Source organism: Maribacter algarum (ex Zhang et al. 2020) (genome assembly GCF_005885635.1).
Taxonomy (GTDB): domain Bacteria; phylum Bacteroidota; class Bacteroidia; order Flavobacteriales; family Flavobacteriaceae; genus Maribacter_C; species Maribacter_C algarum.
In genome coordinates this window covers 730,610-754,069 of the sequence record NZ_VATY01000003.1, presented here as the reverse complement: position 1 = coordinate 754,069, position 23,460 = coordinate 730,610, and the positions used below count along the sequence as shown (strand labels likewise).

The 23,460-nt window shown below is 39.0% G+C and carries 19 protein-coding genes and 2 tRNA genes; 14 read left to right on the top strand and 7 right to left on the bottom strand.

Annotated features, from left to right (window positions below):
• Positions 1-8: 8 nt before the first annotated feature.
• The 6 genes from nhaD to FEE95_RS16995 all read left to right on the top strand — a co-directional run bounded on the left by nhaD (position 9) and on the right by FEE95_RS16995 (position 4,855).
• A complete protein-coding gene (gene nhaD / locus FEE95_RS17020; protein WP_138659179.1) occupies positions 9-1,403 on the top strand; it encodes a sodium:proton antiporter NhaD in 1,395 nt (464 codons plus the stop codon).
• A gap of 61 nt (positions 1,404-1,464) precedes the next feature.
• Positions 1,465-2,157, top strand: a complete 693-nt coding sequence (locus FEE95_RS17015) for a MotA/TolQ/ExbB proton channel family protein (protein WP_138659178.1) — start codon at positions 1,465-1,467, stop codon at positions 2,155-2,157.
• 9 nt (positions 2,158-2,166) lie between these two features.
• Positions 2,167-2,553, top strand: a complete 387-nt coding sequence (locus FEE95_RS17010; RefSeq protein WP_138659177.1) for an ExbD/TolR family protein — start codon at positions 2,167-2,169, stop codon at positions 2,551-2,553.
• Positions 2,554-2,563: 10 nt separating this feature from the next.
• Positions 2,564-3,511 (top strand): energy transducer TonB, encoded by a 948-nt coding sequence (locus FEE95_RS17005; protein WP_138659176.1) that lies wholly within the window; start codon positions 2,564-2,566, stop codon positions 3,509-3,511.
• Complete coding sequence (locus tag FEE95_RS17000; RefSeq protein WP_138659175.1) at positions 3,508-4,719, top strand: bifunctional folylpolyglutamate synthase/dihydrofolate synthase; 1,212 nt, start codon at positions 3,508-3,510, stop codon at positions 4,717-4,719. Before FEE95_RS17005 ends, FEE95_RS17000 begins: the two co-directional genes overlap by 4 nt.
• A 61-nt stretch (positions 4,720-4,780) precedes the next feature.
• Positions 4,781-4,855: transfer RNA gene (locus FEE95_RS16995), tRNA-Val, on the top strand.
• A gap of 54 nt (positions 4,856-4,909) precedes the next feature.
• Here FEE95_RS16995 and FEE95_RS16990 read toward each other — a convergent pair.
• The 5 genes from FEE95_RS16990 to FEE95_RS16970 are packed head-to-tail and all read right to left on the bottom strand — an operon-like array spanning position 4,910 to position 13,219.
• Positions 4,910-6,076, bottom strand: coding sequence for an alpha-hydroxy acid oxidase (locus tag FEE95_RS16990; protein WP_138659174.1), 1,167 nt, complete (start codon positions 6,074-6,076; stop codon positions 4,910-4,912).
• An 8-nt stretch (positions 6,077-6,084) separates the two neighbouring features.
• The gene (locus FEE95_RS16985) at positions 6,085-7,458 is read right to left on the bottom strand and encodes a c-type cytochrome domain-containing protein (protein ID WP_138659173.1); all 1,374 of its coding nucleotides are present in this window, start codon (positions 7,456-7,458) and stop codon (positions 6,085-6,087) included.
• Between the two features lie 9 nt (positions 7,459-7,467).
• Positions 7,468-8,514, bottom strand: a complete 1,047-nt coding sequence (locus tag FEE95_RS16980) for a twin-arginine translocation signal domain-containing protein (protein WP_212748450.1) — start codon at positions 8,512-8,514, stop codon at positions 7,468-7,470.
• Positions 8,515-8,532: 18 nt separating this feature from the next.
• The gene (locus tag FEE95_RS16975) at positions 8,533-9,996 is read right to left on the bottom strand and encodes a DUF1501 domain-containing protein (RefSeq protein ID WP_238474608.1); all 1,464 of its coding nucleotides are present in this window, start codon (positions 9,994-9,996) and stop codon (positions 8,533-8,535) included.
• Between the two features lie 4 nt (positions 9,997-10,000).
• On the bottom strand, positions 10,001-13,219 hold the full coding sequence (locus FEE95_RS16970; protein ID WP_238474607.1) for a DUF1553 domain-containing protein: 3,219 nt from the start codon (positions 13,217-13,219) through the stop codon (positions 10,001-10,003).
• Between the two features lie 195 nt (positions 13,220-13,414).
• Here FEE95_RS16970 and FEE95_RS16965 point away from each other — a divergent pair.
• Positions 13,415-13,489: transfer RNA gene (locus FEE95_RS16965), tRNA-Val, on the top strand.
• An 11-nt stretch (positions 13,490-13,500) separates the two neighbouring features.
• On the opposite strand, the gene FEE95_RS16960 is transcribed toward FEE95_RS16965, so the two are convergent.
• On the bottom strand, positions 13,501-14,778 hold the full coding sequence (locus tag FEE95_RS16960) for a UDP-N-acetylmuramoyl-tripeptide--D-alanyl-D-alanine ligase (protein ID WP_138659171.1): 1,278 nt from the start codon (positions 14,776-14,778) through the stop codon (positions 13,501-13,503).
• Between the two features lie 66 nt (positions 14,779-14,844).
• Positions 14,845-16,512 (bottom strand): gliding motility lipoprotein GldJ, encoded by a 1,668-nt coding sequence (gene gldJ, locus FEE95_RS16955; RefSeq protein WP_138659170.1) that lies wholly within the window; start codon positions 16,510-16,512, stop codon positions 14,845-14,847.
• Between the two features lie 455 nt (positions 16,513-16,967).
• On the opposite strand from gldJ, the gene porV reads away from it, so the two are divergent.
• From porV to FEE95_RS16920, 7 genes are all read left to right on the top strand, one after another.
• Entirely contained in the window at positions 16,968-18,116 is a 1,149-nt protein-coding gene (gene porV, locus FEE95_RS16950; protein WP_138659169.1) for a type IX secretion system outer membrane channel protein PorV, read from the top strand.
• Positions 18,117-18,196: 80 nt separating this feature from the next.
• A complete protein-coding gene (gene cdd, locus FEE95_RS16945; RefSeq protein ID WP_138659168.1) occupies positions 18,197-18,682 on the top strand; it encodes a cytidine deaminase in 486 nt (161 codons plus the stop codon).
• A gap of 149 nt (positions 18,683-18,831) precedes the next feature.
• On the top strand, positions 18,832-19,827 hold the full coding sequence (pdhA, locus tag FEE95_RS16940; RefSeq protein ID WP_138659167.1) for a pyruvate dehydrogenase (acetyl-transferring) E1 component subunit alpha: 996 nt from the start codon (positions 18,832-18,834) through the stop codon (positions 19,825-19,827).
• A gap of 7 nt (positions 19,828-19,834) precedes the next feature.
• Positions 19,835-21,478, top strand: a complete 1,644-nt coding sequence (locus tag FEE95_RS16935; RefSeq protein ID WP_138659166.1) for a pyruvate dehydrogenase complex dihydrolipoamide acetyltransferase — start codon at positions 19,835-19,837, stop codon at positions 21,476-21,478.
• Between the two features lie 84 nt (positions 21,479-21,562).
• Complete coding sequence (locus tag FEE95_RS16930; RefSeq protein WP_138659165.1) at positions 21,563-22,486, top strand: M28 family metallopeptidase; 924 nt, start codon at positions 21,563-21,565, stop codon at positions 22,484-22,486.
• Complete coding sequence (locus FEE95_RS16925; protein WP_138659164.1) at positions 22,487-23,164, top strand: SDR family NAD(P)-dependent oxidoreductase; 678 nt, start codon at positions 22,487-22,489, stop codon at positions 23,162-23,164. It abuts the gene before it with no gap.
• Positions 23,165-23,168: 4 nt separating this feature from the next.
• A complete protein-coding gene (locus FEE95_RS16920) occupies positions 23,169-23,459 on the top strand; it encodes a hypothetical protein (protein WP_138659163.1) in 291 nt (96 codons plus the stop codon).
• The last annotated feature ends 1 nt before the right edge of the window (position 23,460 follow it).

Below are 23,460 nucleotides of genomic sequence, written 5' to 3'. Positions count from 1 at the left end.
ACCACTATATGGAATCAGCAATTATACTCGTATTCGTCCTCGGTTATTTGGCTATAACTCTTGAACACAATTTAAAAATCGATAAACTTATACCAGCCTTGGTCATGATGGCTATTTGTTGGGCGTTAATCGCTTTGGGTATAGATGGTTTCACAACATGGTTTGATTCGGGTGCACATGCGCTGGTCGACAATTTTGCTGGAATGGGGCATGAGGATAAACTTCATCTTATGGAGGAAACCTTACTGCATCACTTAGGTAAAACTGCTGAGATTTTGGTATTCCTTTTAGGAGCAATGACTATTGTTGAAATCATTGATTATTTTGACGGTTTCGCTACAATCAAAGGGTTTGTAAAGACCAAGAGTAAGAGTAAAATTCTTTGGATTTTCTGTATTCTTGCCTTCATCCTTTCCGCAATCATTGACAACCTTACCGCAACGATTGTTTTGATTTCAATTTTACAGAAAATCGTTAAAGAGCGAGATGTCCGTATATGGTATGCTGGCTTAATAATAATTGCAGCCAATGCGGGAGGTGCTTGGTCACCTATTGGTGATGTTACTACGACAATGTTATGGATTGGGAACAAAGTTTCGACTTTAAAATTAATTAGCTATCTATTGATTCCATCATTAATCTGCATGTTGGTTCCTGCTTTTATCGCTTCTTTTTTACCAGCGTTTAAGGGACAGTTGAATACTTCGAATGAGGAGGATACACCAGCTGGAAAACTAAGTGCTAGAATGTTATACCTAGGTTTAGGAGCAATCGTTTTCGTTCCCATTTTTAAAACGGTTACTCATTTACCTCCTTATGTTGGTATGATGCTATCTTTAGGTGTTGTAGCGACATTTGCCGAAATCTACAGTAAGAGTAAATTTAATATTAGTAGCGTTGATGATTCAGATGGAGAACATATGTCAGCGCATCATAGCCCGGTTCATAGCTCTTTGTCAAAAATTGAGTTGCCCAGTATTCTCTTTTTCTTGGGAATTCTTATGGCTGTAGCCGCTTTGGAATCACTAGGTCAACTCTTCGGATTTGCATCTTGGTTACAAGATAGTACACCGATGCTAGGAAGTGAAATGGCCGGTACACGCGTTTCTGATTTAGTAGTGCTTTTATTAGGTGTAGGTTCGGCAGTTATTGATAATGTTCCATTGGTCGCAGCGAGTTTGGGAATGTTCTCCGAAGCATTGGATGACCAACTATGGCATTTCATCGCTTATTCAGCTGGAACGGGTGGTAGTATGCTGATTATAGGCTCTGCTGCAGGGGTTGTTGCCATGGGTATGGAAAAGATTGATTTCTTCTGGTATTTAAAGAAGATTACATGGCTCGCCGCAATCGGATTTTTAGCTGGTGCAATTGTCTTTATTTTATTACGACAATTTATCTAAATCGTATACTTTTATCGATAAACTACCGTTATAAGGGCAACTATACACATTAAAGAATTCTATGTTATTATTCCAAGACCTTGCGCAAGATCCTGAAATGGGTGATGTGCTATCCGAAGAAAAAACACTCTCAGTAATTGATTTGATTTTTAATGGCGGTACTGGTAGTGTGGTTATCATATCAGTCCTTTTCATTATGTTATTTGTGGCATTATATATCTATTTTGAGCGCATTTTCGCCATCAAAGCGGCCTCCAAAATCGATAGTAACTTCATGAATCAAATACGTGACCATGTAAGTGGTGGTAAATTAGATGCAGCAAAAATGTTGTGCGCACAAACCGATTCACCTGTTGCTAGGTTGACAGAAAAAGGAATTTCCCGAATTGGAAAACCTTTAGATGATATCAATACGGCAATTGAAAATGCAGGTACCCTCGAAGTATATAAACTGGAGAAAAATGTTAGCATTTTGGCTACGGTTGCCGGAGCTGCCCCTATGATTGGTTTCTTAGGAACTGTAATTGGTATGATTTTAGCATTCCATGAAATGGCCACGAGTGGTGGACAAGCAGAAATGGGATCATTGGCCTCTGGTATCTATACCGCGATGACAACCACTGTTGCTGGTTTGATTGTTGGTATTATCGCTTATATCGGATATAATCACTTGGTGAATCGAACGGATAAAGTGGTACATAAGATGGAAGCCAATGCGGTTGATTTCTTAGATCTTTTGAACGAACCACTATAAGCTGGTATTATGAAGCTAAAGGGAAGAAATAAAGTGAGTCCTGACTTTAGTATGTCGTCAATGACAGATATTGTATTTCTGTTATTGATATTCTTCATGTTAACGGCAAACTCGCCAAACGCATTAGACTTGCTTTTGCCAAAAGCTAAAGGGAAGTCCACCAATACGCAAAATGTTTCCGTAAGTATCGATAAGAACTTGCAGTATTTTGTGAACAATGAAAGAATTAACGGAGACTATATAGAAATTGAATTAAAAAAGGCACTAGTAGGACAAGATAAACCCACAATTATTCTTAGGGCAGAAGAAAGCGTAGCTATTAAAGAAGCTGTAAACGTTATGGATATTGCCAATAGAAACAATTACAAAGTTATTTTGGCCGTGCGACCTAATTAGGTACGACCGCATGTCATTCTTAGATACGAGACACAAGAAAAAATCTTTTACACTCACAACACTTCTGTTGAGTGTACTACTCCTTGTACTTTTTTATATAGGACTTACCTATATGGACCCACCCATCGAAAACGGAATTTCCATAAACTTTGGAACAACTGATTTTGGTAAGGGAAGAGTGCAGCCAAAAGAGAAGATACGTTCAGAACCGGTAAACAAACCGCCTGTAGAACCTACAAAGCAGGAGGAAGTTAAGGAAGAGGTGGTAGAAGAAGAAGTTGTTGAAGAAATACCTGAAAAAAGCCAACCGAAAGAGGCGCCTTCTGAGAAAGTATTAACCAGAGAAAGTGAAGAAGCCATAAAAATCCGACAGGCAAAAGAAGCAAAAAAAAAGGCTGAAGATGCTGCAAAAGCAGAGCAACGAAGGAAGGAGGAGGCTGTTAAGAGGGAAAAAGCAAAAGCAGCCAAAATAGCACAACAAAAGAAGGAAGCGGAAGAAAGAGCCAGAAAAGAACAAGAAGCAAAAAAGAAGAAACTTGATGAGTTGATGGGCGGACTAAACAAGTCTGACGGAACGGCATCTGGTTCAGAAGGTGACGATGACCGAGCAGGAGATAAAGGTCAACCAGGTGGAGATCCGTATGCAACCAGTTATTATGGGAGTCCGGGCTCAGGAAGCGGTACCGGCGGTTACGGATTAAATGGACGCTCTCTAGTTCGAAAAGGAAAGGTACCTCAGGAATGTAATCAGGCCGGTAGAGTGGTGGTCAAGATTGTTGTAGATAGAAACGGTAATGTAATAAGTGCAACCCCTGGAGTAAAAGGAACAACCAATAATGATCCGTGTTTGCTAGAACCGGCAAAGAAAACCGCATTTAAGCATAAATGGAATTTAGATTCCAACGCACCTAGTTCTCAGGTAGGTTTTGTGGTCGTGAATTTCAAGTTAGGAGAGTGACCTACAAAGCGACTTTAGAGTGGATGTTCGGGCAACTTCCTATGTATCAAAAACTGGGAAAAAATGCACTTAATCACAAGCTTGATAAAATACTGCTGTTTTCACAACATTTGGGCAGTCCAGAGAAAAAATTTAAAAGCATTCATGTTGCTGGAACCAATGGAAAAGGGTCTAGCAGCCATATGCTCGCTTCGATTCTACAAGAAGCAGGTTATAAAGTCGGACTATATACCTCACCCCATTTAAAAGATTTTCGAGAGCGTATACGTATCAATGGAAAAACCATAGGTAAGAAATTTGTAGTAGACTTTATTTCAAAAAACAATTCATTTTTTGAGGATAATAAACTTTCGTTTTTTGAAATGACTGTTGGAATGGCTTTTGATTATTTCGCAAAAAAGAAAGTCGATATTGCTATAATTGAAGTGGGACTTGGAGGCCGATTTGATTCCACGAATATTATAACTCCCGAAGTTTCTCTAATTACCAATATAGGTATGGACCACACAGATATTCTTGGCGATACCTTGGGCAAAATCGCATTTGAAAAAGCAGGAATCATCAAAGAAGGAGTTCCTGTTATCATTAGTGAATATCAGGAAGAAATAGCTGAAGTCTTCCAAGAAATGGCCAAAATAAAAAAGTCAAAATTGGTTTTCGCCCGTAAAAAAGGCATAACCGAATTCAAAACTTCACTTTTAGGAAAATATCAATCTAAAAACATAAAAGGTGTGATTGGTGTTTTAGAAGCTCTGGAAGGATTTTCTGTAGAACAAAGGCACATCAAATCAGGATTAAAAAATGTGGTAAAAAACACAGGACTTTTAGGTAGATGGCAAGTTTTGCAAGATTCTCCTAAAATGATTTGTGATACAGCACATAATTACGAAGGGCTATCGCTCGTTTTGGACCAAATAGCAAATCAAATATTTGACAAGTTACACATTGTACTGGGTTTTGTAAAAGATAAAAACTTGGCTTCGGTTCTACTTTTGTTTCCAAAAGATGCGAGTTATTACTACTGTAAACCAGATATACAAAGGGGGCTTGATGCTAAGATTTTGAGAGATAAAGCAAATGATTTTGGTTTAAAAGGAGAAGTTTATGATTCTGTTTCAAATGCCCAAAAAGCTGCTTTAAATAACGCGAAAGAAAGTGATTTTATCTTAATAGGCGGCAGTAATTTTGTCGTGGCTGAGGTTCTATAATATTTTCTTATTTTTTCTTTTGGAGTAACTAAAACTATTCTATATTTGCAATCCCTTTTTAGGGCTCTTAGCTCAGTTGGTTCAGAGCACCTGCCTTACAAGCAGGGGGTCACTGGTTCGAATCCAGTAGGGCCCACAAAAAAAAGCTCCCGATTTATCGGGAGCTTTTTTCATTTAATCAATTCATTAGTTATTTGCGAACCAAATGTTTGGGAAAATCCTGAACTTTCTCACAACAAATTTGCTCCATTACCTGTTTCAATTGTGTTTTTAAAAGCGAAATGGTATGGTCACCTCCTTTATTTCCGAGAGCTGATACACCGTACATAAAAGAACGGCCCATAAAAGTGAATTTAGCCCCACTGGCAATGGTTCTAGCAATGTCTGGTCCAGAACGCATTCCACTATCCATCATAACTGTTATTTGATTTCCATAAGCTTTAGCAATTCTAGTAAGTGGTTTTATGGTTGATTCCCCAGCATCAAGTTGTCTGCCGCCGTGGTTTGATACAATGACGCCATCCAATCCCAAAGAAATTGCCCTTTCGACATCTGTTTCGGTTGCAACTCCTTTTAAGACCAATTTCCCTTTCCATAAATCTCGAATTGGTTTTATACGTTCCTCATTCAGCCTTCCAGAGAAAGTATAGTCCATGAATTTCCCCAATTGTTTTAAATCCAAATTTTTGGGCATGTAAGGTTTCAAAGTCTCAAAATTTGGTTGGCCATGTTTTAGGGTTTGCAGAGCCCAATTGGGTTTACCCAGTATTTGGAGTATATTCCTGAAGGACATTTTAGGTGGCATCGCTAGTCCGTTTCTAATGTCCCTTGGGCGAAATCCAAATGTAGGTACATCTGATAAAATAACTAGAACGGGACACTCAGCAGCCTCCGCTCTTTTGATAATATCATCACGCAAATGGGCCTCTTTTGGATGGTACAACTGAAACCAAGCTCTGCCCTCTGTAATTTCTGAAATTCGTTCTATACAACTCGTACTGACAGTACTTAGTATAAAGGGAATATTATGTTCAAATGCCGATTTTGCTAAGATTTCGGGGGAGTTTGGCCACATCATCCCCTGTAGCCCAACAGGAGCAATCCCAAATGGAGCGTCATAGGTATGACCAAATAGTTCGGTCTCTAATTTTGATTCTGTATGTTGATTAAGATAATAAGGCAGGAGTTCAACCTCTCTAATTTCAGCGGTATTCTTGCGCAGATTAATATCTTCATTACAGCCCCCATCCAAATATTCAAAGGCGAATTTCGGGATTCTACTTTTTGCTTTTTCCCTTAAATCCTCAACCGACGGATATCGGCTATCAAACTGAATTACCTTTTTACTTTTGGTCATATGGTTTTCTAACCTTCACCTATGATTACTTGAAGTTCTTCTTTACTTTCTTCCAATGATTTAGCATCTGCTGCCATAACTTTAGTTTCCCATAGGTACACTCTTTTCAGGCCTTCCATCTTTTCTAAATCCGACAGACAAGTATTGGTAACTCCAGTGCCATAAAGATTGAGTGCTTCTAAGTGTTTTAAATCTGTAAGAGCCGCGACACCCTTGTCGGTAATCAATGTCTTCTCCAATTGTAACCTTGTCAAATTCTCAAATTGAGAGATAATTACAAGTCCTTCATCCGTAACATTCGTTCTTGCCAGTGATAGCCACGTTATATGCTTGGCAGCCGGTTCAAGGCTTCTCAATTGTTCTGCAGTTAATTCTTTCCCTGAAAATTTTACGTCTAAAAGAGGATTATCCCCGCCTAAAACATTGACTGTAAAACCACTCTGTTCTAATGCCATAATTTGAACACTGTCTAAAGGAGCAATATTTACCATTTCATAATAGGGACGCGGATTTGTATCAAGATTATAGCGTCGCAGAAGGGTCGGTTTTACACTTTCAGCGACTTCAATATCACTGATTGCGGCATCTGGAGACGCACCTTGTTCTATCCACCATTCTACAATTTTTATTTCATCATAGGTTAATGGGTCACCTACAGGAGGCATAAATTTTATGTTTTTCTGCGGAAGTGTTATACGTCTAAATAACTCACTTTCTTCAACATTACTTGCTAAAAATGCAGGGCCTCCGTCACCGCCTACCAACATCGAATCAATCGAAGCCATATTCAATCCTCCTCGTTGCACTTCATTGTCGTGACAGGCAAAACATTTTTGTTGAAAAATGGGCATTACCAAATTATTGTATACCAAAACAGAATCAGCTTTCGAAAGGTCAGTTATTTCAGCCTTTTCGTTCAACATCATATTTCGAATTCCTTCTGGGGCATATTCAAATAAATATTCCTCGCCATGGGTTAGATTTCCTCCTAAATGACCTTCAAAAGAAATTAGGGCAATTAGCAATATGTTGGCACCTTGATGAACAAGGTTGGAATACTTTTCAGGATTTTTCTTAACCCACCATCCTGCAAAGGACAGAATTACGATTGCAATACCAATCCAGCGATGCAGAAATAGGTCATCTTCGAAGTATAAACCTGTTTCACCTAGCCACCATCCGCAGAAAGCGGCAAAAGCACCCCCAATTCCTCCTAAAAACCAGGCATAACCAATTAGGTTACTGAGTTTTTCAGTCTTACGAATGCGTTGGTACCATTCCATCAAAACACCCAAAATCAAAAAACCAATCGGTAAATGGACAAAAAGAGGATGAAAACGGCCTATAAAATTGGTAAAATCAAAGGCTAGGAATAGATTCATTTGCAGTAATTAGATACGATTTAATTTAATTGGATAGGTTTTTCCAGATGCCCATTGTGGCACATAAAGATTTTCATCATTGTCTACTAGAACATCATGCGGATTTCTGAAGGTTTTTCCATCAAAAAGAGGAGCAGTTAGTTTTCCATTCAAGTATTCTGGAGAACTTCCGCCAGGTAAGGAAATAACTTTGTTATTTTTGTCTAGCACAGCTATCATTCCATCCCAAGAGTCCCAGGTTTTGGTAACTATCACAGCGAAATATATGTTTTCTCCGTGAATTACAGGACGACAAATGGAACAACCTGGAAGCGAAATGGTTTCCAAATGTTTTCCATCCAAAGAGAAACGCTTGAATTCTTGACTAGCTCTAGACGTAATCAACAAAGTTGTGTTTGAGGCATCTCTAGTATCCAGAGTGATGCCATGACAACAATTGAATTGACCGTCTTCGGTTCCGCTGCCTCCAAAATGGTTCAAATACTCACCTTTGGCATTATAATGAATGATATAATTCTTACCATAGCCGTCGGCAACATAAAAATCACCATTGGGCATTATTGCGGTTTCAGTTGGTAAGAATTGGTCATCACTAGTATATCCTTCGACTTCTCTCGGACGGTTTAGCGTCATCATAATCTTTCCATCCAAAGTTGTTTTATGAACTTGATGGCTATCAGGATCAGTGATGAATAAAAATTGGTCGCTTCCCTCTCCTGCAATCGATAGCCCATGTGCTCCTGGGAATTCAGTTCCCCAAGAGGATAAAACCTTTCCTGACTTATCATAAATAATAATGTTATTGTTATCTGCGCCGGTCGTTGTCATAAAAATACGTCCTTGAGTATCCAATACCATTTCGTGGCAGTCATTCACGGGAATCTTCGAAGGGTCTTGTACGCCCCATTCCTTGTCAACGGTATATTTAAAAGCTCCATGGCCAACGATTTCTTTTTCACTTTTCGAGTGAATAATCCCAAAAGTATAATTTGGTAAAACAATTCCTGCCGTTGCAGCGGCAGCTGTTTTCTTTAGGAATTTTCTTCTATTTTGCATGGTCATATCTTTTTGGTTTTAAGCAAGTATTTCTTTCACAACTTCACCATGAACATCAGTAAGTCGGTATCGCCGACCTTGTGATTTGAAAGTAAGACGTTCATGGTCAACGCCCAATAAATGCATTAGTGTGGCTTGAAAATCATGGACATGAACGGGTCTTTGCACCACATTATATCCAAAATCATCTGTAGCTCCAATGGAGAATCCTTTTTTAATTCCGGCCCCAGCCATAAAAAGGGTAAAACATTTTGGATGATGATCTCGCCCGAAATTTGTGTCAGTCAACTGTCCTTGAGAATAATTAGTTCTTCCAAATTCCCCTCCCCAAATTACTAAGGTATCTTCTAATAATCCCCGTTGCTTCAAATCTGTAATTAAAGCAGCCGTAGCCTGATCGGTTTCTTTACATTGCACTTTAATTGCATTTGGTAAATTACCATGTTGATCCCAACCTTGATGATACAATTGTATGAACTTTACATCACGTTCAGCCAATCTTCTTGCAAGAAGGCAGTTCGCAGCAAAAGTGCCGGGCTTTCTACTATCTTCTCCATACATTTCGTAGGTCGCATCCGATTCATCGGAAGTATCCATGATTTCAGGTACCGAGGTCTGCATACGAAATGCCATTTCGTACTGCGCCATTCGTGCTAAAATTTCCGGATCGCCGACATCCTGATGATTTATCTTTTCGAGTTTTTGAAGTTGATCCAACTGTTCTCTTCTACTTACTCCATCAATTCCCGGAGGATTCGTTAAATACAGCACTGGATCTTTACCTGACCGAAACTGTACACCTTGATGCTGCGAGGGTAAAAAACCATTCCCCCAAGAACGGGAATATAAAGGTTGACCATATTTGTCTTTTGTAACTAAAACAACAAATTCAGGAAGATTCTTATTATCCGTACCTAAACCGTAGCTTACCCATGAACCCATGGAAGGTCTTCCCGGTAATTGCGACCCTGTTTGAAAGAATGTTACTGCAGGATCATGATTTATAGCCTCGGTATACATTGATTTGATAAAGCAAAGTTCATCAACGATTTTGGCAGTGTGTGGCATTAAATTACTCATCCAAGCGCCACTATCACCATGCTGCTTGAAGGTAAACGGTGATCCTGCAATAGGTAAGCTAGCTTGCCCTGAAGACATCCCAGTGAGTCGTTGACCTTGTTGAACGCTTTCCGGCAAATCTTGCCCATTCATCTTATTCAATAAGGGCTTATAATCAAACAGATCTAACTGAGAAGGTGCTCCACTTTGAAACAAATAGATTACACGTTTCACCTTTGCTGGAAAATGAGGTTTTCCCAATACGCCACCACCGTCATTCGGATTTAAAATCAATGATTTTTCCTTGGCAAATAAGCCCATCGGGTCAAGCATTGAAGCCAACGAAAGTGCTCCCATACCCAAACTTGTTTTGGTCAAGAAATCACGTCGCGAATAATTTTTATTTTCGTTATGAGTGCACATAATATTATCGCTTCATATAAGTTTCGTCATGATTCAACATTGTATTGGCTACTATCGTCAATGCAGCCGTTTTAACTTTGTCCAAGGCTTGGTCTACTTGTTTTTTACCAACGGAAAGCAAATCCTTAGCCTCCTTTGGTTTTTTACTGAAACGCGATGCCTGTTGATTATATAGTTCTTTTAATATCTCTTTTTCTTCTTCCTTAGGGTTGCGACTTACCGCAAGACGAAAGCCATATGCAATTTGATCATCCAAGGAATTTCCACCCTCTACTTGCATACGTTGTGCAAGTACTTTAGATGCCTCCACAAACTGAGTATCATTTAAAAGCACCAAAGCCTGTAGAGGTGTATTGGTATTTTCTCGTTTGACAATGCAAACTTCACGACTGGGAACATCAAATGCTGTCATCGCAGGATGTGGAGAGGTTCTTCTGATAAAAGTATAAAGTCCCCTTCGATAAAGGCTGTCCCCTTCAGACTCTTTGTAATTCAAAAGTTTATGAGAGAAGCTATTCTTCTCAATCCAAAGTTTACCAGGCTGGTATGGTTTGACACTTTCACCACCCAAATGCTGAACCAAAAGCCCACTTGCAGCAAGTGCATTATCGCGAATCATTTCAGCAGGCAAACGATAACTATTGCTTCTCGCCAAAAAGATATTGTTTGGGTCTTTTTCTTGCAGTTCTTTTGAGGATTCAGATGATTGCCTGTAGGTATGTGACATTACCATGGTTTTAAGCAGTGCCTTTACATCCCACCCACTTTCCATAAACTCAACTGCCAGCCAATCAATTAATTGTGGGTGAGTTGGCAAAGCACCTTGTACACCGAAATCTTGTGGAGTGCTTACCAAGCCGTTTCCAAATAGCATTTGCCAATAACGGTTTACAGTTACCCTAGCGGTAAGTGGATTATCATCGGAGAAAAGCCATTTTGAAAGCCCTAATCTATTTTTTGGATACTCATCAGGGAAGGTCGGAAGTACCTCAGGAGTCATCGCCTCAACTTCGTAAATGGGTTGGGTGTAGTCGCCACGGTCATACGCAAATGCTTGTCTTTTTTTAGGCATTTCTTCCATAACCATAACTTCCATGACGTTTTCCATCAATTCAAGTCGATTTACACGAAGCTTCTGGAGCTCTTTTTGAATGGCATCAACTTTTGGAGATTGATTGATGGAAAATTTCGCAACTAGATTTTTCGGTATGGGTTTAGCAGAAGATTCTTCTCCTATAAGAATCATCATCTCAGCCTCGCTTAACGCGCGATCATACAATCGGATTTCATCAAGAGCACCTTTAAATATGCCATTTTCTCCTGTAAAACCGCGATAACTCTTTGCAACTCTTACGGGTTGATTATAGACCGTATGTACGGCGGAACGAACTGTTTTAATCGATTTGTAGAGTTTATCATATGCAATCTCAGTATCTGTCTTTTTTCCATCAATAAATAGGGACAGCCCTTTCGCGTTTCCTGAACCATCATAGGAAAAGGCAACATGTTTCCATTCATTTACTTTAATAGAATCTTTTGATTTTACATGAATGTAGTTATGTGGAAGTGAGTGGATTAAACGAGCATTTAAATAGTTTAGGCTATCTAGGTAAAAATCCCATCCACGCCAAAAATTATTTTTTTCTCCCGAAGTACCAATGAGTTGTTGTGTTTTAAGCTTTTCGCGTTTGGAAGTATTCATCCAAAGAGCCCCAGAGAAAGCATCAGTAAATTCGAAATTGGGTACGTTCCTTAGAAATACATCATCATATTCTCCTGTAAACACTAATGCATTCCCTTTTTTTCCTTTAGTTAGTTCGGGCGCTTTTGAACTGGTAGCATGTTTGTTATTATCTACCCAGTAAGTATTTCCTTTTTTAGTTAATCTATCCAAAGGATAGTAATCAACTAGTCCATCAACTTTTATATTTTTCGGTAGGTCATTTATGTATGTATTTAAATCCGCTAGCTCTTTTTTGGTCAGTTGTAATTGTTTTTCTTTCGACTGAATAGATTCTTCAAGCGATTGTAACTTCTTTTCGGTTTGTTCATCCGGCAAGGCTAACATAGGACCGTAATTACCATCATCACCAGTCATGCCCAATTCTTTTACATTGTTGAAAAAGGCGGTTAATTGAAAATAATCTTTTTGGGAAATAGGATCGAACTTATGATCATGACAACGAGCGCAGGCAACAGTTAAGCCCATAAGAGCGGTGCCAACGGTTTCAGCCCTATCCCAAACATAATTTAGGCGAAATTCTTCCTCAATAGCTCCCCCTTCCGCGGTCATGGGATGATTTCTATTGAAGGCAGTGGCCAATTTTTGTTCTTTAGTGGCATCGGGTAAAAGATCACCAGCCAACTGCCATGTCACAAATTGGTCATAAGGCATATTCTCTTTAAACGAATTGATAACCCAATCACGCCAAGGCCACATTAATCGCCAGCCATCCGCATGCAGGCCATGGGAATCAGCATAGCGGGAAATATCTAACCAATCTACCGCGAGGCGTTCGGCAATTGCATCAGTTTCTAATAATCGGTCTACAACTTTTTCATAAGCTTCTGGGCTATTATCTTTTAGAAAAGCATCAATTTCTGATATGGTAGGAGGTAAGCCAGTGAGATCTATACTTACCCTTCGAATCAGCCTTTCTTTATTGACCTCAGGAGAAGGCTTAAATCCGTTTTGTTGAAGTTGTCTTTGTATGAAGTAATCAATTTCATTATTGGCCTTCCAAGCTACATTTTCTAATAGTCTGGATTCCGGTTTTACTGGTTTTGCGAAAGCCCAATGCGCTTTCCATTTAGCACCTTGTTCAATCCACTTAATAATCAAAGCCTTTTCCCTTGAGGAAAGGGTAAGGTTCGATTCAGGCGGTGGCATTTGAATTTCAGGGTCGTCACTTAAAATTCTATTAACACTCTCACTACTTCCTGATTTTCCTGAAACAAAAGCACGTTTACCACTTGCCAATTTTTTAAAAGCCTCTTCTTCTATATCTAAGCGGAGTCCCGCCTGACGGCTATTCGCATCTGGACCATGACAGCTATAACAACGGTCGGAAAGAATGGGTTTTACGTGGAAATTAAAATCTACTTCATCAGGTAGAGATTGGTATGCAACTTCTACTTCTTCAGGCATACTTGGACCGCAGGACAAGGCAAGCGTCATTAGGCAAAGTAATCCGATTTTGAGTATTTCAATATTTTTAGACATACCAGCCTAAAAATACATTTTTTTGGCCAATATGTGCGATATTCAACCTCGATAGCTCAAATCAGTTATCTTTTTGAACATTTGTGAGGAAGGGAGCAGGTTCCATCCGATTATTAGGAGTGAAAATATGAAGTTAAGCTGGGTTCAAATAAGTTTTCAGAATTCTAAATAAGTTTTACCTTAGCAGACTTTAAGGGGTTATTAGCTCAGTTGGTTTAGAGCGCTGCCTTGACAGGGCAGAGGTCACTGGTTCGAATCCAGTATAACCCACTTTTTTGTTCTTAGATAAAGTCCAGAAGACGTTCTAAGGCCATTCCTCTTGATCCTTTTATCAGTAAATCAGCTTCTTCCTTCAAAGGATGTTCCTTTAGGTAAGTTGCGGCAGAGTCAAATGACACGAATGTTTTCATAGAAGTTCTTACACCATTGAAATTCTCACCTATCAAATAAACATCGGCAAAATCACATTGTTTTGCCAAATCTGCAATGTTCTGATGTTCTTTAGAAGCAGTTTCACCCAACTCAAACATGTCACCTAAGAAAGCTATTTTATGTTTGCCCTCTATTTCTTTGAAATTTTCTAAAGCGGCCTTCATGCTTGTTGGATTCGCATTGTAGGCATCCAAAATAACCCGATGTCCGTTTTTTTCTAAAATTTGGGATCGATTATTTTCAGGGATGTATGATTCGATAGCATCCTTGACATCATTCATAGGAACTCCAAAGTATTTCCCTATGAGAACTGCAACCGCGCAATTTGTGAAATTGTAGCTCCCGATTAATTGGGAATTGATGCTAATATCTTCAGCTTTAATTTTCACAAAAGGATTTGCCCCCAAAAATTCAATCTTATAAAACTGATGCTTTTCTGTGCTAAAACCAAACTTCTTGATATAACTCCCTAACTTTTCAAGCTGTATGGGGTCATCTGCGTTCAGAAAAACATTTCGTTCATGAGATAGCAGATAATCGTACAACTCACTTTTCCCCTTGATTACACCTTCTTCACTTCCAAAGCCTTCTAGGTGGGCTTTTCCAAAGTTTGTAATGTATCCAAAATCTGGTTGCGCAATTCCACATAAAAATTCAATTTCCTTTTGATGATTGGCACCCATTTCTACAATCGCAATTTCAGTATCGTTTTGGATGGAAAGCAAAGTAAGTGGAACGCCTATATGGTTGTTGAGATTTCCAACTGTGGCAATGGTTTTATATCTTTTGGAGAGTACCACATTGATGAGTTCCTTGGTTGTAGTTTTACCATTGCTTCCAGTAAGGCTGATAACTTTTGCTGAAGATTGGTTTCGATGATATGTCGCTAATTCTTGAATCGTTTTCAAGACATCATCGACTAAAATATGCGCATCAGATTCAGCGTATTCTTTTTCATCAATAACTACATATTTGGCTCCTTTTTGTAGCGCATCCGAAGCAAATTTATTTCCATTGAAATTATCTCCCTTAAGGGCAAAGAAGATACAGTTTTCGGTAATTTTTCGGGTGTCGGTACAAACGTTGGGGAACTCCAAAAAAATGGAATGTAAATCGGCTATGTTCATAAAACAAAAGTATAAAAAAAGCCCCGACATAATTGTCAGGGCCTTCTATCTTTCTATAGCAAATTCTTATTTTGCTTTCTTACCTCTAGGAGTTTTGTTCTTTGTTTTTGACTTAGAACCTACTCTAGACATTGCACATCTAAAGCCAATGTAATCTGTAGCCATATACTGTGGCAAATATCTGCGTTGTGCAGGATCTAACCAATATGCTCTATCTCTCCATGAACCTCCTTTGAATACGCGGACCTCGTCGTTAATCAAAGTTGTTCTGTTGTTAGACTGGTCATACTGACGTGTTATTTTTCCTGCAGAATCACGCTCGACCTTATGTTTCGGTGAATCATACATTTTTCTTTGACTCTCCTCGTCTTCTTCGTCATTAAATTGGTCAAAGAATCTTGAAGAACCTGGGTCACCATCTCTGTAAGCTCTGTTATCGCTAGAGTCAAAGTTGGTTCTTAAATACGTTTCTTCCTCATCAACAGCAACCATTTTAATCTCACCTGGAAGGTTTACAGCTACTACTTTACCATTTGGTAGCGTGTCATAAACAACTGAGTCCCTTAAGATATTCACTTTACCATCTTCTCCAATTGCTGTTTTCATATAGATGTTACCTCTGTAGTAGTTGAAATCACTTACTTCATCATCAACAATTGGTCGGTATACATCAGAAACCCATTCAGCGACGTTCCCAGCCATATCATACAATCCAAGATCATTCGGCTTGTACGACATAACTTCTGCAGTAATATCGGCACCATCATCAGACCATCCTGCGATTCCTCCGTAATCACCTTTTCCTTGTTTGAAGTTAGCTAACTGGTCACCTCTACCAACACGTTGTCCGTTTCTCGTGTAGTCACCTTCCCAAGGATATTTTTTTCTTCCTCTGTAATTGTTGTACTCACGTGAACCTTGATTCGCCTGAGCAGCATATTCCCACTCAGTTTCAGTTGGTAATCTATATTCAGGCGAAATAATTCCTGTACTTCTATTTGCGAATGTGTTTACACTATCCTTTTTCATCTTCCCTTGTAAAGAATCGATTTGGCCATTGTAAACAGATTCAGGTCTGTTCAAATATGCCTCAGTACTAAAGGTACCTTCAACTTCACCAGATGCAGCTTTATATTTCGCTTCAGGAGCTAAATATCCTTCTTTTTCTAACAGTACCTCGTTGACACGATCTGTTCTCCATTCTGCAAATTGAGTAGCTTGAATCCAGTTTACACCAACCACAGGATATTCTGCATAAGCTGGGTGACGTAAGTAGTTATTTGTCATTGTTTCGTTGAAACCTAATCTGTTTCTCCAAACCAAGGTATCAGGTAAAGCACCTTTGTATATGTTCGTATATTTAGGATTTTCTGGAGGATAAACACTTTTCAAGTAATCTAAATATTCAAGGTACATCACATTCGTCACCTCAGTTTCGTCCATATAAAAAGATTGAACGTGTTGTGAAGTCGGTGTGTTATTCCAATCATGCATGACATCGTCTTGCACCTTACCTTTTGTGAAAGTACCTCCTTCAACGAACACTAGACCTGGGGCAGTTTCTTGCTCTTTAAAATCAGTGTTAAATTGGAAGCCACCTTCTTTATCATTTATTTTCCAACCTGTAGCTCTTGATACGCTCTTAGAAGAAGATGATTTTTTACAGCTGGTGACTGTAAAACCTCCTGCTATTACTACACAAGAAAGTACAACTTTGATAAACTGTTTTTTCATAATTAGGACTTGAGATTCAAATAAGTATACTACTTTTTAAGGTAGTTTGTGATTTGGATTTTGATTAAATTAAGTATCACTTTCGGCATATAAAACGACGATTTAGGCATAATATTTCATTGCTTTGAAAATATTTTTTAAATACCATTTAACCGCGTTATAGCCCATCAAGTAATGCTATTTAAAACCATAACGGCATAATTTTCTTTCTAGTATGGTTAACCTTTGCTTTTCTTAAGAGATTAAGCTTTGATAGATAATTACGACTAAGCCTGTTTATTTGGGTATTCATAAGAAGTTTTGGGTTTTTTCTGAACAGGAGTTGAAAATCTCAAAAATAATGGTGCTCTTATATAAGATATCCTCAAAATACCCGTTTACGTGTCATACAACCGACATATTTTGATGATCGTTGATCTTTGTAATAATTACCAATTAAACCTATTCTTTAAGAAATGAAGAAATTATCAATATTAGTTTTATTTGCCTTCGTATGTCAGTTATCAGCCCAAGATAACAATAGGGTAATTACAACCGCAGTTCCTTTTTTAACTATTGCAGCTGATGCAAGGTCTGCTGGTATGGCAGATATGGGTGTAGCAACTTCGGCTGATGCTTTCTCACAACAATGGAACCCTGCCAAATTTGCTTTTGCGGAACGAAAAATGGGAATAGGTGTTAGTTATACGCCATATTTAGAAAGTATCATTACCGATATTTCACTTTTAAACGCCACTTTTCATAATAAGATTGATGATCAAAGTGCTTTCGGAATTGGTATACGCTACTTTACACTCGGGGAGATTGAATTGCGACAGTTTGCAAATGACCCTGGTACTATAGCTAAGCCAAACGAATTGGCCCTGGATGGCTCATATTCTAGAAAACTTAGTGAGACCTTCTCAATGTCAGTAGGCGGCCGATATATTCGCTCTAACCTAAGACTCCCTCAAGATAATAATGTTGATTCCCAAGCTGCGAGTTCATTTGCAGTAGATGTGTCCGGTTTTTATCGTTCAAGAGAAAAGGCGTACAATAGTTTTGATGGCCGGTGGAGAGCTGGTTTCAATTTTTCCAACCTTGGTGGAAAAATTCAATATGATGCGGGTGGACAAGAAAATTTCTTGCCTGCTAATTTAGCAGCAGGATTTGGTTTTGATTTTATCCTAGACCAAGATAATGTAGTAGGAATTACAACACAGTTTAATAAATTATTAGTGCCAACACCTCAAGATTTTAATGGGGATGGTGTTTTAGATAGGGCTGACAACGACGAGTACCAAGCAATTGGGTTTTTCGAAGGCATCGGGAAGTCTTTCGGCGATGCACCTGATGGTTTCGGTGAGGAGTTAAAAGAATTTACCTGGGCACTTGGTGCTGAGTATACCTATCAAGATTCCTTTATGATTCGTACCGGATACTTTAATGAAAGCGAAGAGAAAGGATCTAGAAAGTATTTTACGCTTGGAGCTGGTTTTGCTTTCAAATCTGCACAGATTGATTTATCTTATTTGTTCTCCACTTCACAAGTACGTAATCCATTGGAGAATACATTACGCTTTTCACTTACCTTTAGTTTAGGAGAAGAGTATTTTAATGATTAAGGAAAACTATACAAATAAAACAAAACCTGCTTTCGAGTGGGTTTTGTTATTTTTAGCATCTACTTGTTTAAATTCAAGCAATGAAAAAACAGAACATCGCTTTCGAACTTGAGATTTATGAATCAATCGATGAGCTTCATGAGGTCGACCAAAAGTTGATGATAGTGGCAGTTGAAGCTCGAAAAAATGCTTATGCCCCCTATTCTAATTTTCAAGTTGGAGCGGCTTTGCTTTTAGAAAATGGAGAAGTTGTCATCGGTAACAATCAAGAGAATGCATCGTATCCATCAGGGTTATGTGCAGAGCGGGTTGCTATATTTCAAGCAGGGGCCAAATATCCTGGTGTTGTAATTATATCTATTGCGATTTCTGCAACTTCCATAAACTACAAAGTTGATACACCAGCAGCGCCATGTGGTAATTGTCGACAGTCGATTTCAGAATATGAAGTGAAACAAGACCAACCAATACAGATCTTAATGATGGGTGAAGTAGGTGAGGTTTTAAAGTGTAATTCAATTGCTGATATTCTTCCGCTTGCCTTCAATAATTCCTTTTTAAAATAGCTTCGGTTTTTAAGGGAAACATACATTTTTCTACGCCTTTGTTACAGACGTAATTTTCAATAAAGCTTTTTCTTCAATTTTTTCCCACTATTGATTTAATATGTATTTTTGTTTTTCGTTTCACCGAAATTTTACAAATACATTAATTGATGGAAAAAATCACCAAAGAGGTCTACTTAAAGTGGTACGAAGACATGTTGTTTTGGCGTAAGTTCGAAGATAAACTTGCAGCTGTATACATTCAACAAAAAGTCAGAGGATTTCTACACTTATACAATGGTCAGGAAGCTGTTTTAGCAGGGGCTTTACACGCCATGGACTTGACTAAAGACCGAATGATTACCGCGTATAGAAATCATGTCCAGCCAATTGGCATGGGAGTTGACCCTAAAGCAGTAATGGCTGAGTTATATGGTAAGGTTACAGGTACCTCCAAAGGAATGGGAGGCTCTATGCATATCTTCTCAAAAGAACACCGTTTTCACGGTGGTCATGGTATTGTTGGTGGTCAAATTCCATTAGGTGCTGGAATGGCATTTGGTGACAAATATGCAGGGAGAGATAATGTTACACTATGTTATATGGGTGACGGCGCAGTGAGGCAAGGTGCTTTTCATGAAGCCCTTAACCTCGCGATGCTTTGGCAATTACCCGTAGTTTTTATTTGTGAGAACAACGGATATGCCATGGGAACATCAGTTGAAAGAACTTCATATTCAACAGATATTTGGAAATTAGGTCTGGGTTACGAAATGCCTTGTGGACCTGTAGATGGAATGAACCCAGTTACGGTTGCTGAAGAAATGAGCAAAGCTATCGAGCGCGCTCGAAGTGGTGGCGGTCCAACTTTCTTAGAAATGAAAACCTATCGTTATAGAGGTCACTCTATGTCAGATGCCCAACATTATAGAACCAAAGCAGAAGTAGAGGAATACAAAAAAATCGACCCAATAACACAGGTTTTGGATATCATCAAAGAGAATGAATATGCTACGGAAGATGAAATCAAAGCGATTGACAAAGGGGTGAAAGCAAGAGTTGCCGAGTGCGAGAAATTTGCTGAGGAATCAGATTACCCGCCAGTACAACAATTGTACGATATGGTATACGAGCAAGAGGATTTTCCATTTGTAGAACATAAATAAGAGATAGATGGCGATAGTAGTAAATATGCCCCGTTTAAGTGATACCATGGAAGAAGGCACCGTTGCCGCTTGGTTGAAAAATGTGGGAGATAAAGTTGAAGAAGGTGATATTCTAGCTGAAATCGAAACCGATAAGGCTACAATGGAATTTGAATCCTTCAACGAAGGAACCTTATTACATATTGGTGTTGCCGAAGGTGATACCGCTCCGGTTGATGTTCTATTGGCAATTATCGGAGAAGAGGGTGAAGATATTTCAGGATTATTAAATGGAAGTGCTGCACCTGCGGAAGTAAAAGAAGAAACTGCGGTCCAAACGGAAGCTGTTTCAGAGGTTCCAGCTGCAAGTTCGGAAGCTGCCGAAATTCCGGAAGGTGTTGAGGTGATTACGATGCCTCGTTTAAGTGATACCATGGAGGAAGGTACTGTTGCTGCTTGGTTGAAAAAAGTTGGTGATACAGTTGAAGAAGGAGATATTCTTGCTGAAATCGAAACTGACAAGGCGACAATGGAGTTTGAGTCTTTTTACTCAGGTACTCTATTGTATATAGGTATTCAAGAAGGAGAATCTTCTCCTGTAGATGAGGTTCTAGCCGTAATCGGTCCAGCAGGAACTGATGTAGATGCAGTCCTAAACGGTAGCACAACTAGCACTGCTACAAGTGCTCCATCCGAAGAAAAGAAAACAGAAAAAGCTGTTGAAGCTAAAACGGAAGCCCCAGTAGCAAACGTTTCTGCAAATGACGGACAACGCATATTTGCATCGCCATTGGCAAAGAAAATGGCAAAAGACAAAGGTGTAAACCTAGCTGATGTAAAAGGCTCCGGAGACCATGGAAGAATCGTAAAGAAGGATATCGAGAATTATCAGCCCGCTGCGCAAACTGCTCCTCCGGTTGCCGCTACTCAAGAAGTGTCAACTAGCAATGCTCTCGCTGCCTCACCCATCATTAACCTTCCCGTTGGTCAAGAAGGCAGTGAAGAGGTGAAAAATTCGCAAATGCGTAAGGTGATTGCAAAACGACTTTCCGAATCAAAATTCACAGCTCCGCATTACTATTTGAATATCGAAGTTGATATGAGTAATGCTATCGCTTCCAGAAAGAAAATTAACGATTTGCCAGAAACTAAAGTTTCTTTCAATGATATGGTAGTTAAAGCCTGTGCGATGGCTTTGAAAAAACATCCGCAGGTAAATACAACTTGGGGTGATGCTGCTATGATTTATAACCAACATGTTCATATTGGTGTCGCTGTTGCCGTACCTGACGGATTGATGGTACCCGTATTAAAGTTTGCTGACCAAATGACATTGACGCAAATCGGAGCTTCTGTGAAAGATTTAGCTGGCAAGGCCAGAAATAAAAAGATTGCCCCAGCAGAAATGGAAGGGAGCACTTTTACGGTTTCTAACTTGGGTATGTTCGGTATTACTGATTTTACATCAATTATCAATCAACCGAACTCTGCAATTTTATCTGTAGGAGCAATTGTTGAAAAACCGGTTGTTCGAAATGGGGAAATCGTAGTTGGCAATACTATGAAAGTAACCTTGGCCTGCGACCATAGAACTGTAGATGGTGCGACTGGAGCGCAATTTTTATTGACGCTAAGAGCGTATTTAGAGAATCCGGTGACAATGTTGGCATAAGCTAGATTATTGGAAATAATAGTAAGAAGCATCCGTCTTTGGCGGATGCTTTTTTTATCTTTAAAGCTTTCTAAACCAGATATTATGAAGTACTGTTTTTATATGATTATTCTTTTGACTGTGGGGTGTAAATCGTTGCATGAACCAGCAACAAGCGAACGCATTGGTGAAATTATGAATTTCTTGGCTTCTGATGAGCTTCAAGGTCGAGAGGCCGGTACAGAGGGTATTGCATCCGCAGCAAATTATATTGAGACTATATTTAAGGAGAATAAAATAAAGCCCTACTTCAAAACATATAGAGATACGCTTACCAATTTCGATGGATTGGCCTATAACATGGTTGGTTTTATAGAAGGAAAGGATAAGGACTTGAAAAAAGAGTTTGTTATTCTTGGGGCTCACTATGACCATATTGGAAGAATAGAACCAAAAGACGGTGATGCAATTGCGAATGGGGCAAATGATAATGCTTCAGGTACGACTACCGTTCTGGAGCTTGCGCGCTATTTTGGAAATGCAAAAGCAAATAAGCGTAGCATTATTTTCGCTTTGTTTAGTGCGGAGGAAAAGGGACTTTTAGGTTCGAAGCACTTGGCGAAGAAATTAAAAGACACAGGACTCAATCTATATGCGATGTTGAATTTTGAAATGGTTGGTGTTCCACTTCAAGACAAAGACTATTTAATGTATCTAACGGGATATAACTTATCAAATTTAGCCGATATTAGTAATGAGTATTCAGAACAAACCGTGGCGGGATTCCTTCCAAAGGCAAAGGAATACAATTTATTTAATAGATCTGACAACGCTCCTTTTCATGAAATCTATAATGTGCCCTCCCACACTTATAGTACGTTTGACTTTACAAACTTCGACCATTACCATCAAGTAGGAGATGAGGCTGAAGCTATGGACTTTGGTCATATGGCAAACGTTGTCAACGTATTAATACCTGTAATGGAGGGTATTATCAATTCCCCAGAACAAGAAATAAAATACAACTAAATGGCAAATGTTATTGTTACAGGCTCTAGTAGAGGTATTGGATTTGAACTCGCTAAACTTTTTGCAGATGAAGGGCATCAAGTATTGGCCTTGTCGAGAAATGACAAACCAATCTCTGATTTAAATCATAAGAACATTATTTCCTTTCCTTTTGACCTTTCTAAGGAATCAGATTTGGATAAATTAGCAGACTTTCTTGAAAACTTGAAATCCGTTGATATTCTTATTAATAATGCTGGAAAGCTTTTGAATAAACCTTTTTTGGAAACTAGTACATCTGAATTTGAAGAGGTTTACAAGGTAAACGTATTCGGTGTGGCAAGTGTGACACAAGCTGTTCTGCCCAAAATGCCAAAAGATGGTCATGTAGTTACTATAAGTTCTATGGGAGGAGTACAAGGAAGTGTGAAATTTCCCGGACTCTCGGCATATAGCTCTAGCAAAGCCGCAGTTATCACATTGACGGAATTGTGGGCAGAAGAATTTAAAGAAACAGGTCCGTCTTTTAATGTACTGGCTTTGGGTGCCGTTCAGACCGAAATGCTTGAAGAAGCTTTTCCAGGTTATCAAGCCCCAACAACCGCTTTAGAAATGGCAAAATATATAAAAGGTTTTGCACTTACTGGAAATAAAATGTACAACGGAAAGTTGTTACAAGTCTCAAGCAGCACACCTTAGTGATATGAATCAGTTTCAAGAAGGAAGGCAATTAGTGAACCGCTGTACCCCTTGGCATCACTTGAAATGCGTTTACATTACGGGCAAAGAAGTTTTTAAGGATGGTAGGGAGGGAAAGTCTACAAGACATTGGTGGCGTATGTCATATATTGGGAGAGCATGTGTTGACCAATACGGTAAATTCTTAGGAACTATTTACGAAGCACTATTTGCCGTTCCTCATTATTTGGTAATGGGTGTCGCAAATCTTGTCGGTCTCGGGGTTTGTTTTTTTGGTAAAATAAAGACGGATTGAT